Annotated in this window: 15 protein-coding genes; 9 read left to right on the top strand and 6 right to left on the bottom strand. The window is 66.5% G+C overall.

Annotation, left to right across the window (positions count from 1 at the left end; all coding sequences use genetic code 11):
- Window positions 1-61 precede the first annotated feature (61 nt).
- Window positions 62-442: a DUF5658 family protein gene (locus FCF25_RS13635; protein WP_117591309.1), complete on the top strand. Its 381-nt coding sequence runs from the start codon at window positions 62-64 to the stop codon at window positions 440-442.
- Window positions 443-619: 177 nt separating this feature from the next.
- On the opposite strand, the gene FCF25_RS13630 is transcribed toward FCF25_RS13635, so the two are convergent.
- The gene (locus tag FCF25_RS13630) at window positions 620-1,093 is read right to left on the bottom strand and encodes a MaoC family dehydratase (RefSeq protein WP_137049068.1); all 474 of its coding nucleotides are present in this window, start codon (window positions 1,091-1,093) and stop codon (window positions 620-622) included.
- A gap of 226 nt (window positions 1,094-1,319) precedes the next feature.
- On the opposite strand from FCF25_RS13630, the gene gdhB reads away from it, so the two are divergent.
- The 5 genes from gdhB to pyrI all read left to right on the top strand — a co-directional run bounded on the left by gdhB (window position 1,320) and on the right by pyrI (window position 6,669).
- A complete protein-coding gene (gdhB, locus tag FCF25_RS13625) occupies window positions 1,320-2,597 on the top strand; it encodes a glutamate dehydrogenase GdhB (RefSeq protein WP_117591311.1) in 1,278 nt (425 codons plus the stop codon).
- 87 nt (window positions 2,598-2,684) lie between these two features.
- Window positions 2,685-3,530 carry a CoA ester lyase gene (locus FCF25_RS13620; protein WP_137049067.1) on the top strand — a complete coding sequence of 282 codons (846 nt, stop codon included), beginning with the start codon at window positions 2,685-2,687 and terminating at the stop codon, window positions 3,528-3,530.
- Window positions 3,531-3,602: 72 nt separating this feature from the next.
- Window positions 3,603-4,859, top strand: coding sequence for a Glu/Leu/Phe/Val dehydrogenase (locus FCF25_RS13615; protein WP_137049066.1), 1,257 nt, complete (start codon window positions 3,603-3,605; stop codon window positions 4,857-4,859).
- A gap of 422 nt (window positions 4,860-5,281) precedes the next feature.
- Window positions 5,282-6,208, top strand: coding sequence for an aspartate carbamoyltransferase (gene pyrB, locus FCF25_RS13610; protein ID WP_137049065.1), 927 nt, complete (start codon window positions 5,282-5,284; stop codon window positions 6,206-6,208).
- Window positions 6,205-6,669, top strand: coding sequence for an aspartate carbamoyltransferase regulatory subunit (gene pyrI / locus FCF25_RS13605; RefSeq protein ID WP_137049064.1), 465 nt, complete (start codon window positions 6,205-6,207; stop codon window positions 6,667-6,669). The genes pyrB and pyrI overlap by 4 nt, the downstream gene beginning before the upstream one ends.
- A 299-nt stretch (window positions 6,670-6,968) precedes the next feature.
- Here pyrI and FCF25_RS13600 read toward each other — a convergent pair whose 3' ends face one another.
- Window positions 6,969-7,409 (bottom strand): ester cyclase, encoded by a 441-nt coding sequence (locus FCF25_RS13600; protein ID WP_137049063.1) that lies wholly within the window; start codon window positions 7,407-7,409, stop codon window positions 6,969-6,971.
- Window positions 7,410-7,568: 159 nt separating this feature from the next.
- Between FCF25_RS13600 and FCF25_RS13595 the strand changes: the two genes are divergently transcribed.
- Both FCF25_RS13595 and FCF25_RS13590 read left to right on the top strand, forming a co-directional pair.
- Window positions 7,569-8,498: a hypothetical protein gene (locus FCF25_RS13595; RefSeq protein WP_137049062.1), complete on the top strand. Its 930-nt coding sequence runs from the start codon at window positions 7,569-7,571 to the stop codon at window positions 8,496-8,498.
- Between the two features lie 782 nt (window positions 8,499-9,280).
- Window positions 9,281-10,501, top strand: coding sequence for an ATP-grasp domain-containing protein (locus FCF25_RS13590; protein WP_137049061.1), 1,221 nt, complete (start codon window positions 9,281-9,283; stop codon window positions 10,499-10,501).
- 30 nt (window positions 10,502-10,531) lie between these two features.
- Here the strand turns inward: FCF25_RS13590 and FCF25_RS13585 are convergent, their stop codons facing one another.
- The 4 genes from FCF25_RS13585 to FCF25_RS13570 all read right to left on the bottom strand — a co-directional run bounded on the left by FCF25_RS13585 (window position 10,532) and on the right by FCF25_RS13570 (window position 15,188).
- Window positions 10,532-11,392: an enoyl-CoA hydratase/isomerase family protein gene (locus FCF25_RS13585; protein WP_137049060.1), complete on the bottom strand. Its 861-nt coding sequence runs from the start codon at window positions 11,390-11,392 to the stop codon at window positions 10,532-10,534.
- Window positions 11,385-12,959 carry a long-chain fatty acid--CoA ligase gene (locus FCF25_RS13580; RefSeq protein WP_137049059.1) on the bottom strand — a complete coding sequence of 525 codons (1,575 nt, stop codon included), beginning with the start codon at window positions 12,957-12,959 and terminating at the stop codon, window positions 11,385-11,387. The genes FCF25_RS13585 and FCF25_RS13580 overlap by 8 nt, the downstream gene beginning before the upstream one ends.
- Before the next feature lie 248 nt (window positions 12,960-13,207).
- Complete coding sequence (locus tag FCF25_RS13575; protein ID WP_174786383.1) at window positions 13,208-14,278, bottom strand: mandelate racemase/muconate lactonizing enzyme family protein; 1,071 nt, start codon at window positions 14,276-14,278, stop codon at window positions 13,208-13,210.
- 1 nt (window position 14,279) lies between these two features.
- Complete coding sequence (locus FCF25_RS13570) at window positions 14,280-15,188, bottom strand: 1,4-dihydroxy-2-naphthoate polyprenyltransferase (RefSeq protein WP_394347887.1); 909 nt, start codon at window positions 15,186-15,188, stop codon at window positions 14,280-14,282.
- Between the two features lie 77 nt (window positions 15,189-15,265).
- Between FCF25_RS13570 and FCF25_RS15725 the strand changes: the two genes are divergently transcribed.
- Window positions 15,266-15,439 carry a hypothetical protein gene (locus tag FCF25_RS15725; protein WP_157972623.1) on the top strand — a complete coding sequence of 58 codons (174 nt, stop codon included), beginning with the start codon at window positions 15,266-15,268 and terminating at the stop codon, window positions 15,437-15,439.
- Window positions 15,440-15,525: the final 86 nt, after the last annotated feature.

Below are 15,525 nucleotides of genomic sequence, written 5' to 3'. Positions count from 1 at the left end.
GACTCGTTGTCGACGAGTACGCTGCGGATTACCAAGGCTCATTCCCGCGTCTTCGGTGGTAATGAGCAGAGAGGACGTGAGCGGCTTCGGGGCCGCCGGAGCGAACGGGACCGTCGCGGCGTACTCACCGATAACGACACTCGCGCGGTTCGAGCCGCACCTCTGGGCGTTCGCGCTGCTCGGGTTCGCCCTCGACGTGGGACTCACCGCCTACGGTCTCTCGCTGGGGCTCGCGGAGATGAACCCGCTCGCGCGGACGCTCATGGAGACGGTCGGCGTCGTCGAGGCGATGCTGCTGCTCAAAACGTTCTCGCTGGCCGTCGCCCTCGTCGGCTGGAAGATTCTCCCGGCGTTGTATCGGTTCGTCGTCCCCGCCGGGCTCTCGCTGCCGACGTGGATCGCCGTCGGAATCAACAGTTCCCTCATCGTCTCGCTGCTGTAGCCGGTCACCTCTCCCTCTCTCAGCTCGTTCTCCCCGTATCTTTTTGAGTGACAACGAGGCCATGCCCGCCCGTGACCTGACCGTCACCGCGGTTCGGACGAGGCGGGTGTGCGGCCATCCGACCGCGGACGATGTAGCGCGGCCGCCTGCTCGCCACTACTCCCCGATAGCTCGTTCCTACCTGTCGGACTCGGGCCGCTTCAGCGACAGCACCGTTCGGTCGAACTCGCAGACCAGCTCCTCGTCTCGCTCCTCGTCGCCGACGACGAACGCCTCGACGTGCATCGTCACGACGCCGCGCTCGCCGTCGCTCGTCTCGCGTTTCTCCGTCACCGTCGACTGCGCTCGGATGGTGTCACCGTGGAACACCGGCGCGGGATGAGAGACGTCGTCGTACGAGAGGTTGGCGACGATAGTGCCGTCGGTGGTCTCGGGAATCGAGACGCCGACGGCGAGACTCATCGTGTAGAGACCGTTGACGAGGCGCTCGCCGAACTGCGTGTCGGCCGCGAACGCCGCGTCGAGGTGCAGCGGTTGCTGGTTCATCGTCATGTCGCAGAAGCGCTGGTTGTCTCCCTCGCTCACGGTCCGGCGCGTCGCGTGCTCGATGGTCTCGCCGACCTCGAACTCCTCGTAGTAGCGTCCGGTCATGCTCGCCGCGTCGGCCGGTCGGCGCAAAATCTTACCGGTCGATGCTGAGGTTCTCCCCCGACCGCCTCCGCAATATCTGACCGGACCAAAAGACATTAACAACAATTATGTTGTTCGGAACGGAAGCGCAGACGAATGCTCCGGAGATGCCCTTCGCCGGCGGACGCTCCGGTCCTGTCGCACCGGAAGCGTGCGACTGCGAATCACAGACACGAGAGAGTCATCTATGGCAGCTAAAGGTACATCGAAGGTCGAAGAAGAATCGGAGTCGGCGGTCCAAACCGCCCGGCGACAGTTAGAACGAGCGGCGGCACAGGTCGATGTCGACCAGGGAATCATCGAGCGGTTGTCGTACCCGGACAAGGTCCACCAGGTGTCGATTCCACTCCGTCGCGACGACGGGTCGCTGGAGGTGTTCACCGGCTATCGAGCCCAGCACGACAGCGTCCGCGGGCCGTTCAAGGGCGGTCTGCGCTACCACCCCGACGTGAGCGCCGAGGAGTGCGTCGGCCTCTCGATGTGGATGACCTGGAAGTGCGCCGTGATGGACATCCCCTTCGGCGGCGGCAAGGGCGGCGTCGTCGTCGACCCGAAGACGCTCAGCGAGGGCGAGAAGGAGCGACTCACGCGTCGCCTCGCCGAGGAACTCCGCGACATCATCGGTCCGATGCACGACATTCCCGCCCCCGACATGGGGACGGGCCCGCAGACGATGGCGTGGTTCATGGACGCCTACTCGATGCAGGAGGGCGAGACGACACCCGGCGTCGTCACCGGCAAACCGCCGGTCATCGGGGGCAGCCACGGCCGCGAGGAGTCGCCGGGCCGCAGCGTCGGCATCATCGCCCGCGAGGCGATCGACTACTACGGCTGGGAGCCCGCGGAGACGACCGTCGCCGTCCAGGGCTTCGGCAGCGTCGGTGCGAACGCGGCGCGCTTCTTAGACGACCTCGGCGCGAAGGTCGTCGCCGTCAGCGACGTCGACGGCGCCATCTACGACCCCGACGGCCTCGACACGAAGGACGTGGAAGGTCACGACGAGCAACCCGGCATGGTGTCCGGCTACGACGCGCCGGAGACGCTCAGCAACGAAGAACTGCTGGAACTCGACGTAGACGTACTCATCCCGGCGGCCGTCGGCAACGTCCTCACCGCCGACAACGCGAACAACGTGCGGGCGGAGATGATCGTCGAGGGCGCGAACGGACCGACGACGTCCGCCGCGGACACCATCTTCGAGGAGCGCGGCGTCCCCGTGATTCCGGACATCCTCGCGAACGCCGGCGGCGTCACCGTGAGCTACTTCGAGTGGCTTCAGGACATCAATCGCCGCGCGTGGCCGCTCGAACGCGTCAACGACGAACTCGAGACGGAGATGCTGAAGGCGTGGAACGCCGTCCGAGCAGAGGTCGACGAGCGGGGCGTCACGTGGCGCGACGCCGCCTACATCGTCGCGCTCTCTCGCGTCGCCGAGGCCCACGAGGTTCGCGGACTCTGGCCGTAGCGCGTTCGCCCGCCGTATCGTCGCCGAACCGATTCGAGTCGACCCGGACCGGCGGAACTTAAACCGTCGCTCCACATCGTTCGGGGTATGTCCCGACGTAGCGTACTCTTCTCGCCGGGTGACCGCCCGGAACTCATGCGGAAAGCCCCGACGAGCGACGCCGACACCATCGTCTTCGACCTCGAAGACGCCGTCTCGCCCGAGCGAAAGGCCGACGCCCGCGAGGCGATTCGAGACGTACTCTCGGACTCCGAGTTCGACCCCGACGCCGAGGTCTGCGTCCGCCTCAGCGGAGTCGACCTCGGCGCGGACCTCGACCGAATTCTCGCCGACGACGCTCGGCTCGACGCCGTGATGCTCCCGAAGGTCGCGTCGGCGGCGGACGTCGAGCGAGCGGCCGACCTTCTCGACGAGCGCGGCCGAACGCTCCCGGTGCTCGCGCTCGTCGAGAGCGCCGCGGGCGTCCTCGCGGCGGAAGACATCGCTGCCGTCGATGCGACCGACGCGTTGGCGTTCGGGGCCGAGGACCTCGCCGCCGATATCGGCGCGACGCGGACCGAGGAGGCGACGGAGGTGCTCTACGCCCGCCAGCACGTCGTTCTCGCGGCGAGTGCAGCCGGCGTCGACGCCCTCGACATGGTGTACACCGATTTCCAGAACCCGGAGGGGTTAGCCGAGGAGACGTCGTTCGGGCTCACCCTCGGCTACGACGGGAAGCTCGCCATCCATCCCGCGCAGGTACCGGTGATAAACGACGCGTTCACGCCGAGCGACGGCCGAATCGAGTGGGCACGGAAGGTCGTCGCGGCCAAGGAGAGAGCCGACGACGAGGGCCGCGGCGTCTTCCAGGTCGACGGTGAGATGATAGACGGGCCGCTGGTCGCGCAGGCGGAACGCATCTTGGCGCGGGCGAAGGCGGCGGGGAAGCTGTAAACACGAGTACCGGTGGCGATTGCTGTTGCTTCGGCAAGCTTTAATCGTTCTCCGAGTCCTCTCTCAGAGCATATGTCTGAGGAGGCCAACCCGTTCGAGAGTTTACAGGAGCAGGTGGACGACGCGGCCGCGTATCTGGACGTCTCGCCCGACGTACTCGAACGCCTGAAGAACCCCGAACGCGTCCTGGAAGCGAACCTCTCCGTCGAGATGGACGACGGACGGCTCGAAGTGTTCCGCGCGTATCGCTCGCAGTTCAACGGCGACCGCGGCCCCTACAAGGGCGGTATCCGCTACCACCCGAACGTCTCGCGCGACGAGGTGAAGGCGCTGTCGGGGTGGATGGTGTACAAGACCGCCGTCGTCGACATCCCCTACGGCGGCGGGAAGGGCGGCATCGTCATCGACCCCAACGAGTACAGCGAGAGCGAACTCGAACGCATCACCCGGTCGTTCGCCACGGAGCTCCGCCCGATAATCGGCGAGGACAGGGACGTTCCCGCACCCGACGTCAACACCGGCCAGCGGGAGATGAACTGGATCAAAGACACCTACGAGAAACTGGAGAACACGACCGCACCGGGCGTCATCACCGGCAAAGCCATCGACTCCGGCGGCAGCGAGGGCCGCGTCGAAGCGACCGGTCGCTCGACGATGTTCACGGCGCGCGAGGCGTTCGACTACCTCGACAAGGAGATGGAAGGCGCGACGGTCGCGGTGCAGGGCTACGGCAACGCCGGGTCTATCGCGGCGTACCTCATCGAGGACCTCGGCGCGAACGTCGTCGCCGCCTCCGACTCCAGCGGCGCCGTCTACAACGCCGACGGCTTCGACGCGCGGGAGGCCAAGGAGTTCAAAGCCGAGACGGGCAGCCTCAGCGGCTTCGACGGTGCGACCGAGGAGATGAGCAACGAGGACTTGCTGACGCTCAACGTCGACCTCCTCGTCCCCGCCGCGCTCGAGAACGCCATCGACGGTGACCTCGCCCACGACGTGCAGGCGGACGTCGTCGTCGAAGCGGCGAACGGACCTCTGACGCCGGAGGCCGACGACGTGCTCACCGACCGCGACGTGGCCGTCCTCCCCGACATCCTCGCCAACGCCGGCGGCGTCACCGTCTCGTACTTCGAGTGGGTCCAGAACCGCCAGCGCTTCCACTGGTCGGAGGAGCGCGTCAACGACGAACTGGAGACGGTCATCGTCGACGCGTTCGAGGACCTCGTCGAGGCCTACGAGTCCAACGACGTGCCGAACTTCCGCACCGCCGCGTACGTCGTCGCCATCCAGCGCGTCGTCGACGCCTACGAACAGGGCGGTAACTGGCCGTAGACGCTCGCCGTCTCCTCCTCTCGTCCCCACCCGCTACCCACTCCGTCTCTCTCCTTCGTCCTCTCGCCCCACCCACCACTCACTCCGTCTCTCCCCTCCACCTCTCGCCCCACCCACCACTCACTCCGTCTCTCTCCTTCGTCCTCTCGCCCCACCCACCACTCACTCCGTCTCTCCCCTCCACCTCTCGTCTCCCATCCCCGGTCGTAGCGTACTCCAGCGACCCCGGTCTACGCGAATCCGTGTCCGGTTCTCCCGACTGGTTCCGACGTCACAGCCTCGCTTCTCGCCTCAGGAACCACTGACGGTCGTCACCGGTTCGAATTTCGAAACTGGCCCCGACTGAATCCGCACGATGCTGTATAGTTCTCAGAACCACGTTCCCGATTGATTCAAGTCGCTGCACTACCCGCCTGTACGTAATGCGTCAGGACCACCTCATCTCCGCGGCGAACCTGTCACGGGAGAGCATCGAGGCGGTGCTCGACCGGGCGGCGGCCATCGACGCCGACCCGGCCGCGTACCGTCAGCGACACGCGGGGGCGGTGCTCGCGCTCTGTTTCTTCGAACCGAGCACGCGCACCAAGATGAGTTTCGACACCGCGATGAAACGCCTGGGAGGGACGACCGTCGACATGGGCACCGTCGAGTCGTCGTCGGTCAAGAAAGGCGAGACGCTCGCCGACACCGTCCGCGTCGTCGAGGGGTACGCCGACGCCATCGTCCTGCGACACCCCTCCGAGGGCGCGGCGAAGATGGCCTCCGAGTTCGTCGACGTCCCGCTCGTAAACGCGGGCGACGGCGCGGGTCAGCACCCGAGTCAGACGCTCCTCGACCTCTACACCATCCGCGAACGAGCGGGGTTGGACGACCTCTCGGTGGGTATCATGGGCGACCTCAAGTACGGTCGGACGGTCCACTCGCTCGCGCACGCGCTGACGAACTTCGACGTCCGCCAGCACTTCATCAGCCCCGAGAGCCTCCGCCTGCCGCGAAACGTCCGCTTCGACCTGCACGAGGCGGGAGCGCACGTCCGCGAGCACACCGACCTCGAGGCGGTGCTCCCCGAACTCGACGTGCTGTACGTCACGCGCATCCAGCGCGAACGCTTCCCCGACGAGAACGAGTACCGCGCCGTCGCCGGACAGTACCGAATCGACGAGGAGACGCTGGAGGCCGCCCGCGACGACCTGAGCGTGATGCACCCGCTGCCGCGGGTCGACGAGATCGCACCCGAGGTGGACGAGACCGAGTACGCGACGTACTTCGAGCAGGCGCACAACGGGATTCCGGTCCGGATGGCGCTGCTTGACGGGCTGCTGACGCGGGCCAAGGAGGGCGGCCGATGAGCGACCACGAACTCCGCGTCTCGAAGATTCGCAACGGGACCGTCATCGACCACGTCGCCGCCGGACAGGCGTTGAACGTCCTCGCCATCCTCGGCATCGACGGCTCCGAGGGCGAAGGGGTCAGCATCGGCATGAACGTCCCGAGCGACCGTCTCGGTCGCAAGGACGTGGTGAAAGTCGAGGACAGAGAGCTGAGTCAGTCGGAGGTCGAGGTGTTGTCGCTCATCGCGCCGGAGGCGAGCATCAACATCATCCGCGACTACGACGTCGTCGAGAAGAGTCGGGTCGACCGTCCCGAGACCGTCACCGGCCTGCTCTCCTGTCCGAACCGCAACTGCATCACCAACGACGACGAACCCATCGCCTCGAAGTTCACCGTCGTCGCAGACGGGGTGCGCTGCGCCTACTGCGGAGAGATCGTCCGCGACGACATCGCCGCCCATCTCGACGTGCAGACGTAGCGCGGCGACGACCGCCGCTCGAACGCGGTTCTCCGAGCCCGGCAAACCCGCAGATAGGGACGCGATATCCGGGGGTTTGGTCACAATACCTTTGTACCACCCGACTGTATCCGTGGCCATGTCTGGAAAGGCAAAACTCGTGCTCGTACTGGCGATGATGACGCTCGTCTACGTCTTCGCCTCCGGCGGAGCCGAACCCGTCGAGGTCGAAGTCGAAGCGTAACCCGCGAGTTTCGGTCCCCGACTCTTCGAATCGCCGAGGGGTGAGCCGACGCTCTCCTCGACTCGGGTGCGCTCGACTACCCCGCGACCGGGTCGACACCGAGTTGCCGCAGCATATCGAGCAAGTCCCAACACGCGTACGTCTCGGCGATCTTCCCGTCTTCGAGGCGGTGGATGACGATGCCGCCGATCTCGAACTCGTTGCCGGTAGGCTCGATGCCCATAAACTCGCCGTCGTGGGTTCCCCGCTCCGTCGCTCTGACGACGACGTAGTCGTCGACGACGAGGAGTTCGTCGATATCGACGCGAGCGTCGCCGAACGCGTCTTTGAACCCATCGACGAACTCGACAAACGCCTCACGGCCCGTCATATCCGGATTCGGTCCCAGCTCGTGGCGGACGTAGTTCTCGGTCAACACCTCGTCGGCGACACCGTAGTCACCGCCGCCGACCAGCTCGTCGAAGAAGCGTCTGACCGTCCGTTCGTTTCGTTCCCGTTTTTCGGGTTTCAGTACCATCTTCCTCACCTCGTTCGCAGGGTGTCAGTAGGTCGCACGCGAAGATTAGTATTCTCGCTAATACATCGGACAGTTCGACGGGCCAGTGTTCTCGCGGAGTGGGTACGCCGTCTCCGTCAGAACGAACGACTTAGGGACGGTCACCGCCAACCGGCGGGTATGTACGGGGTCGTCACGCGCAACGCAGAGGAAGTCGAGTGGCCGGACTTCGACGCCGGGTTCTACGAGGTCAAAGACGTCACCGGTCGCGCAGCCGCGCCGCTTCCGAACGCGGTCAACATGGTCTCGTGTTTCGGCGACAACGCCGCCGCCGACGAGAATCCCGAGCTCGTTCCCGTGAACCGAGAGGGCGAACTCGCCACCCGCGACCGGACGTACTTCGACTGGGCGTACATCTGCCCGACGAACGAGAAGTACCGCGAGGGGCTGCTCGAAATCATCGAGGACTGCGCCGCCGAGAACGGCGACGTGCGCCTCGACGACGTGGGGTTCCCGCGCGAGGGGTACTGTCACTGCGAGCGCTGCGAGCGGCAGTACGCGGAGTGGACGGAACAGCGTTCCGCCGAAGAACCGAGCGGGTCTCGTCCGCGGGATGACGAGGGCGACGACTGGTTCGCCTGGCGCGCGTCGGTCATCACCGAGTTCGTCGCCGAGGCCACGGAGCGCATCCCCGGGAAGACGTATCTCACCCTCTACCCCGACCCGTATCCGGGGCATCTCTACACGCGCGCCGGTCTCGACATCGAGGCCTTGGCGGAGCACGTCGACGAGTTCGTCGTCCCCCTGTACGACATCCACTACGCGACGACGTACTGGCTCGAATCCATCGCCAAGGGCTTTCAGAGCCGGCTGAACTGGACGCCGGACGGGTCGACGCCGCCCTCCGGCGGAGGCGACGGCACGGGTACGCCCTTCTCCATCGAACTCTACGCCGTCAACGTCGACGTCGACGACCTCGTCCACGCGACGGAAGTCGCCGAGGCCTACGCGAACGACGTGTTCTTCGGCTACGACGCGAGCAACGCCGCCGCCGCCGTGCGCCGCAAACGTGCCGACGCCCGCGAGGGTGTCACCTACGGCGACGAGTAACCTCGACGACCGGCCGGGTCTCCCTTCCGGGCGGTCACGGCGGTCCGTAGCTTGTCGCCCAGACGACGGCGATTCCGAGAAGCGTCACGAACACCGCGAGCGCGACGAGTGTCAGTAGCGTGCGACCGCCCGTTTCTCTCGGCTCTGCCACGTCTCCGCTCGGGAACCGACGGAGGTGGTTCGCTCGCCCGTCGACCTCGGGCCGAGTTCGGCGGAACGGTTTTCCCCGACCGTGATGCAAGGTAACACGAGTTATGGCATCCAAACAGAGTGCGCGTTCACGGTGTCTCAACTGCGGCTTCGAGGCGCCGTCCGGCGGAGACGAGTGGAACCACGTCGAGGTACCGCGATTAGGCGAGATGACGCGCTGTCCGGGGTGCGGGTCGACCAACGTCATGAGCGGACGATAGGTGGGAGGGTCCGGCGGGCGCCGCATCCGCCCCCGTTGGCCGGGCTGCTCCCGCTTTCGCGGTCCGAGCCGCTCCCGTCGTCCGCTCCCGCCGTCCGCTCCCGCCGTCCGCTCCCGCCGTCCCGTCCGCCCCAGTCGTCCCGAGCAACACCGCACCACGGGTTCGGCGGGACGAGTAGATTGTAGTCTGTCACTACCGATATCGTCGTCCGGGTCAGGTTCCTCAGCGCGACAGCCGGACAGAACGAACCCCGTACAGACATCTGTGCTCGGCGATTTTGTCCCCCGATGCGGAGATGGTGTTAGGCAGATAAACTCTACTGAAATAGGGCATATACTCGGATTGAATAACCGCTTTACCGATAGTTCGGCCATGAGCACCCCCGGGCCGGGAGCCGAGTCGATAGTGATTCCGGCGATAAGTGCACCGAGCAGTGTCAGTTTCGTCAGGTCGCTGGGCCGCCGCGACGTTCGTCCGATAACCGTCTCCGAACGGAAGACCGCCTCCGGCTTCTCGTCCCGCTACAGCGCCGAGAGCCACGTCGTCCCCGGACCCGGCGAGGACCTTCAGGGGTACGAGGATGCGCTCCTCTCGCTGGCCGAACGCTCCGACGTTCGGACGCTGGTGCCGATGCGCGAGGCGGACGTGTTCGTCTTGGCCCGCCGCCGAGCGCAGTTCGCCGACCACGTCTCGACGCTGTGGCCGTCGTTCGAGCAACTCCGGACCGTCCACGACCGCCTAAGGCTCGTGGAAGTCGCCGCCGACGCGGGCGTGAGTGCACCCGAGACGCAACTGCTGAGCGAAGTCGACGACTGGGACCGAAACCGCATCGTGAAAGGTCGGTACTCGGTGCTGACCCACGAGTACGAAGCCTCGGTGCCGCCGCGGAAACTGCTCGACCCAGGCTCTACGAGCTATCTCGAAGCGGGAACCGAGCCCGACGTGGCGTCGATCCGCGGCGAGATGCGACACGACCCCATCGCACAGGAGTTCGTCGACGGCGACGAGTACGCGCTGTGGGCGCTGTACGACGACGGCGAACCGGTCGCCACGTGTCAGAAACACCAACTTCGCGGCTGGAACTACGCCGGCGGCACGAGCGTCTACCGCCGTACGGTCCGACTTCCCGAGTTGGAAGCGGCCGGGCGCGCGCTGTTGGACGAACTCGACTGGCACGGGTTCGCCTCCGTGCAGTTCAAGCGCGAGCCGGAGTCCGGCGAGTTCACGCTGATGGAGATAAACCCGCGCGTCTGGGTGTCGCTTCCCTGTTCGGTTCGCGCCGGAGCCGACTTCCCGCTGTACTACTGGCAGACGGCCACCGGTCGACCGGTCGACATCGACCCGGAGAACCCCTACGAGGTCGACGTCGCCACCCACCTGCTCCGCGGCGAAGCGGCACACCTCACGAGCATCCTCACGAACGAGGAGTCGTTCGTCGACCCGCCGACGCTCGCCTCGACCGCCGTCGGGATGGCCAAGTCGATGTACCGGCCGAAACACCGCGGTATCGACTACCTGAGCGCCGACGACCCGCTCCCGTTCGTCCGCGGCGCGCTCAACGTCTCGCTCGGGCAGATGAAGAACGCGCTGTGAGCGCGTCGGCGTCGTTCGTGTCCGCCTCCGCTACTCGCCGCGGAAGTCGGGCGAGCGCTTACCCATAAACGACTCGACGCCCTCGGTGTGGTCCGTCGTCTCGAACACCGCCGACTGCGCGCCCGCCTCGTTGGCGATAGCCGACGAGAGCGACAGTTCCCACCCCTGGTCGAGCAGTCGCTTCGAGGTCCGGAGCGCGACGGTCGGTCCCTCGGCGATTTTCTCGACGAACGCGTCGACCCGCTCGTCGAACTCCTCGTCGGAGTACACGTGGTTGACGAGACCGAGGTCGAGCGCTCGCTCCGCGTCGAGCAACTCGCCGGTGAAGACGAGTTCCTTCGCCACGTTGTCGCCGACGAGCCGCGGGAGGAGATAGGAGGTGCCGGAGTCGACGGCGAGGCCGACCTGCCGGAACCCGAAGCCCATCCGGGCCTCCTCGCTCATCAGTTGCACGTCGCAGGCGATGGCGACGTTCGCACCGGCCCCGACGGCGACGCCCTCGATTTTCGCCACCGTGGGGAACTCGCACTCGGCGAGTCGCTGGACGCATCTCCCCGTGTTCTGGATAATGTGCCGCACGGCTTCGTCGAGCGACCAGCTCCCCGACTGCAGTTCCATCATCGCGTTCACGTCGCCGCCCGCCGAGAACGACCCCTCGGAACCAGTGACGACGACACAGCGAGTGTCCGACCCCTCCAGCTCGTCGAGCGCGTCGATGAGACCGTCGGCGACGTCGACGGTGAGCGCGTTGCGCAGACCGGGGTTGTTCAGCGTGATGGTGGCGACGCCCGTCTCCGCGTCTCTGTCGAGGAGCACGGCGTCGGTACCGCCGTCCGTGCCGATTTCGGATTCCGTAGAGTCGTCGTCGCCGTCGGAGTCGTCCTCAGTCATCCGACGCCTCGGCCTCGCCGACGAGTTCGAACTTCTGGACCTTCCCGGTCGTCGTCCGCGGCAGTTCGTCGACGAACTCGACCTCGCGGGGGTGTTTGTACTCCGCGAGGTTGGTGAGGCAGTACTCGCGGACGTCGTCGGCGCTCACGTCTGCATCCGGCGCGCGGACGACGAACGCTTTCACCGTCTCGCCGCGGCGGTCGTCCGGGATGCCGACGACGGCGACGTCGGCGACGGCCTCGTGCTCGAACAGCAGCTCCTCGACCTCGCGCGGGTAGACGTTGTAGCCCGCGGTGTTTATCATGTGCTTGGCGCGGTCGACGACGTAGAAGAAGCCGTCCTCGTCGTGGTAGCCGAGGTCGCCGGTGTGGAACCAGCGCTTGCCGTCGTGCTCGGTGAACACCTCGGCGTTCGCGTCGGGGAGGTTGTAGTAGCCCTTCATCACGTTCGGCCCGCTGATGACGAGTTCGCCCGTGATTTCGTCCAAATCCACCTCGTCTTCGTCGACCGGACCCTCCGAGACCGGGCCGATCTCCTCGAACTCCTCGGTGACGATGCGCGCGTCGATGCCGGGCAGCGCCTTCCCGATGCTGCCGACGCGGCGGCCGTCCTTGGGGCTGTTGAAGTGGGTGACGGGGCTGGTCTCGGTGAGGCCGTAGCCCTCGTAGACTTCGACCGGGTAGAGCTCCTCGAACTTTCTGAGAACCTCGACCGGGATGCCCGCACCGCCGACGCCGCAGAGCCGAAGCGAGGAGAGCTCGAACTCCTCGGCGTTCGGTTGGTTGATGACGTCGTTGTACATCGCGGGGACGCCGTGCATCAGCGTGAGCCCCTCGTCGGCGACGAGCGACATCGCCTCCTGGGCGTCCCACGACGGTAACGGGTAGTACGCGCCGCCGCCGAACAGCGTCGCGTTCATCACGACGGTCATGCCGTAGATGTGGAACAGCGGCAGTACCCCGAGCTGTTTGTCGTCGGCGCGGATGCCGTCGGGGACGATGGCGATGGACTGCTCTGCGTTCGACGCGAGGTTGTGGTGCGTCAGGAGGACGCCCTTCGGTTGGCCGGTCGTTCCGGACGTGTACGGCTGGACGGCCTCGTCGTCGTCGTCTCGGTCGACCGTCTCGAACTCCGGGTCGCCGCAGAAGGCCTCGAACGACGTCGCGCCCGCGGACTCGCCGCCGACGCCGACGACGTGTTCGACGTCCGTCTCGTCCTGTACCTCCTCGACGAACGGCACGAGGTCCGAGAGCGCGACGACGACTTTCGCGCCGCTGTCGGCCAACAGGTGGCCGATTTCGCGGGCTTTGTACTGCGGGTTCATCGGGACGACGACGCCGCCGGCTCGGAGCGTCCCGTGGAACGCGACGACGAACTGCGGGAGATTGGGCAGGTAGATGGCGACGCGGTCGCCCTCGCCGACGCCGGCCTCGGCGAGACCGGAGGCGAACGCGCCGGTCTGTCCCCAGAACTCCCGATAGTTCACGTCGTTGCCCTTGAAGCTCAGCGCGAGGTTCTCGGGGTGTTCCTCCACCGTCGAGGCGATGTTTGTGACTAAATTTGTCATGTGCCATCTCACCACATGTCCGCCGTCGCTAAAAGGTTTGTTTCGAACAACGCTCGTAAACCGACGACGGGTGTCGATTTCCCCGTCGCCTCGCACTTCGTCGCGCTCCGTTGCACCTCGTCGAACTCCGTCGCAGTCACCGCGCTCCGTCGAACTCTGTTGCACTCGCCGCGCCCCGTCGAACTCCGTCACACCTCGTCGCACTTCGTCGAACTCGTCGCGCTTCGCTCGGCAGTGACGGGACCCGTTCAGTATCGCAACAGAGAGTCGAACGTTACGCCCGCGATACCCGGTCCCTCGGGGACCGAACTCTCCCCGTCTATCACCGGAACCGGGTCGTCGACGAGGTCCTCGGCGAGCAGGTCGCCGGTAGCGAGACCGCACGGCGGAACTTCTGGAAGCGCGGCGGCGACGTGGACGGCGGCGGCTCGGGCGACGGCGGCGTCGACGGTGGTCGTGACGACCGGTTCGACGTCGCATCGGCGGAGATACCGCGCCAGCGACAGCGTCGGTCCCGGGCCGCCCAGCGCCATCGGTTTCAGAACCAGCACGTCGGCGTGGTCGCGGATGTTCAGCGGCAGCGACACGGACGAGTCGTACAGCGTCTCGTCGAGGGCGACGCCGACGCCGCGACCTCTCAACTTTGCGTGCCCGTCGAGGTCGGCGGCGGGGAGCGGTTGTTCGACGTACGAGAAGTCGAGGTCGGCGAGCAGGTCGACCGCCCGCTCGGCCGTCCCGCGGTCCCACGCGCCGTTGGCGTCGGCTCTGAGAACGACGTCGTCGCCGACGGCGTCGCGCACCGCTCGAAGCCGCTTCTCGTCGGCCTCGAACGGTCGCGCGCCGACTTTCAGTTTGAGACAGTCGAAGCCGCCTTCCACCGCGATTTCGGCCGCGGAGACGGTTTCGTCGAGCGCCCCGTCGCCGACGGTGGCGTTGACCGGGACGGTCGCCGGTCGAGCGGCTCCGCCGCGCCGCGTCCCGAACTGCTCGGCGAGCCAGTCGTGCAGTGCCACCTCCCGTGCGCGAGCCTCGACGTCCATCCGCGCGAGGTTCACCGCGTGACGGGCCGCCGGCCCGAGCGTCGCGGCGTCGAACTCGTAGCCCCTGTCTGCGGCGTCCTGCAACTCCTCCAACCGGGCGCGACACTCGACGTACGACTCGGTCCACCCCGGGAGCGGCGTCGCCTCGCCGACGCCCCGGACGCCGTCGTCGGTCTCGACGCCGACGAGGAAACCGCGGCGTTCTCGTATCTCGCCGTTCGCCGTGCCGAGCGGCTTCCGGAGACGAAGCGAGAACGGTTCGACTCTCACACCCCGCATATCACATCACAGACCCGACGGCCACCCCGGCGGCGAACAACACCGCGTACGCCGCCAGCAGTTTCCCGGTCCGTTCGAGCGCGGGGTTCAGTTTCTCGCCTTTCGTCTCGGTGACGACGATGCGGGTCAGCCGAATCGCGAGCGGCAGCGTGAAAAACGGCAGGAGCACCGTCCACGCGTAGTCCGCCGCCAACCAGAAGTAGGCGGGAACGGCGTAGGCCAGCGCGAACATGGCGACGTATTCCGCCCGCGCAAAGCCGTACCCGTAGCGGACCGCGAGCGTCCGTTTGCCCGTCGTCGCGTCTTCCTCCCTGTCTCGGACGTTGTTGACGACGAGGATGTTCGTCGAGATGGCCGCGACGGGCAGCGAGGCGATAATCACTTCGAGGGGAACGGTTCCGGCCGGAACGCCCACCGCGAGGGGGTCGGCGAGAATCGAGGCGGCCTGGACGTAGTAGGTGCCCGTGACCGCGACGAGGCCGAAGAAGACGAAGACGAACACGTCGCCCAACCCGTGGTAGCCGAGCGGGTACGGGCCGCCGGTGTAGGCGATGCCGCTGGCGACCGAGAGGAGACCGATGACGAGGATAGGGACGCCGCCGACGTAGACGAGGTACGTACCCAGCAAGATAGCGACGGCGAAGGTGAGATACATCGCCCGCTTCACCTCCTCGGGGTCGATGAGACCGCCCGCGGTTACCCGAGTAAAGCCCTCGCGCGCTTCGGTGTCCGCGCCCTGCATCGCGTCGTAGTAGTCGTTGGCGAAGTTCGTCCCGATCTGGATGAGCGCCGCGCCGACGAGCGCGGCGACGGCGGGCCAGAAGGCGAAGACAGAGTCGTGGAACGCGAGACCGACGCCGACGACGACCGGCGCGGCGGCGGCCGGGAGCGTCTGCGGCCGCGCCGCGATGACCCACGCCCTCCGGCGCGAGATGTTCTGCGTACTCATTGGCTCCGTCTCCGTGCTAGGGAGTCGTCAAATTTGGCATGTCGGGTCGGCACCTCGACTCGGAAGTCGGCACCGACCTCGGCGTCGCCGACGAGAACATCGAGCGAGCGGCGTGGTTCGAGGAACTGCCCGAGGAGACGTTCGACCGGAAGTTCGCGGAGGCAGTGTTGAGCAAGGCCGAGAGTAAAAAGCTGAGCAAATCAACGGTGTAGCATCCGCGCGAACGACAGAGTCGTGAGCGCGGTTCACCGGTCGCGCCGTGCGCGACCGGTCTTTTTTGGTCCAGATTTTTTGGCGG

The organism is Haloprofundus sp. MHR1, assembly GCF_005155585.1.
Lineage (GTDB): Archaea > Halobacteriota > Halobacteria > Halobacteriales > Haloferacaceae > Haloprofundus > Haloprofundus halophilus.
Note: the sequence above shows the minus strand (reverse complement) of the source record. Positions and strands in the feature narration are given on the sequence as shown.

What these genes read in the sequence shown, in the direction of transcription:
- FCF25_RS13635 (WP_117591309.1), top strand. Translation starts at nt 62, where the DNA reads ATGAGCAGAGAGGACGTGAGCGGCTTCGGGGCCGCCGGAGCGAACGGG.
- gdhB (WP_117591311.1), top strand. Translation starts at nt 1,320, where the DNA reads ATGGCAGCTAAAGGTACATCGAAGGTCGAAGAAGAATCGGAGTCGGCG.
- FCF25_RS13580 (WP_137049059.1), bottom strand. Translation starts at nt 12,959, where the DNA reads ATGACAAATTTAGTCACAAACATCGCCTCGACGGTGGAGGAACACCCC.
- FCF25_RS13615 (WP_137049066.1), top strand. Translation starts at nt 3,603, where the DNA reads ATGTCTGAGGAGGCCAACCCGTTCGAGAGTTTACAGGAGCAGGTGGAC.
- FCF25_RS13590 (WP_137049061.1), top strand. Translation starts at nt 9,281, where the DNA reads ATGAGCACCCCCGGGCCGGGAGCCGAGTCGATAGTGATTCCGGCGATA.
- FCF25_RS13575 (WP_174786383.1), bottom strand. Translation starts at nt 14,278, where the DNA reads ATGCGGGGTGTGAGAGTCGAACCGTTCTCGCTTCGTCTCCGGAAGCCG.
- FCF25_RS15725 (WP_157972623.1), top strand. Translation starts at nt 15,266, where the DNA reads ATGTCGGGTCGGCACCTCGACTCGGAAGTCGGCACCGACCTCGGCGTC.
- pyrI (WP_137049064.1), top strand. Translation starts at nt 6,205, where the DNA reads ATGAGCGACCACGAACTCCGCGTCTCGAAGATTCGCAACGGGACCGTC.
- FCF25_RS13620 (WP_137049067.1), top strand. Translation starts at nt 2,685, where the DNA reads ATGTCCCGACGTAGCGTACTCTTCTCGCCGGGTGACCGCCCGGAACTC.
- FCF25_RS13595 (WP_137049062.1), top strand. Translation starts at nt 7,569, where the DNA reads ATGTACGGGGTCGTCACGCGCAACGCAGAGGAAGTCGAGTGGCCGGAC.
- FCF25_RS13585 (WP_137049060.1), bottom strand. Translation starts at nt 11,392, where the DNA reads ATGACTGAGGACGACTCCGACGGCGACGACGACTCTACGGAATCCGAA.
- FCF25_RS13600 (WP_137049063.1), bottom strand. Translation starts at nt 7,409, where the DNA reads ATGGTACTGAAACCCGAAAAACGGGAACGAAACGAACGGACGGTCAGA.
- FCF25_RS13630 (WP_137049068.1), bottom strand. Translation starts at nt 1,093, where the DNA reads ATGACCGGACGCTACTACGAGGAGTTCGAGGTCGGCGAGACCATCGAG.
- pyrB (WP_137049065.1), top strand. Translation starts at nt 5,282, where the DNA reads ATGCGTCAGGACCACCTCATCTCCGCGGCGAACCTGTCACGGGAGAGC.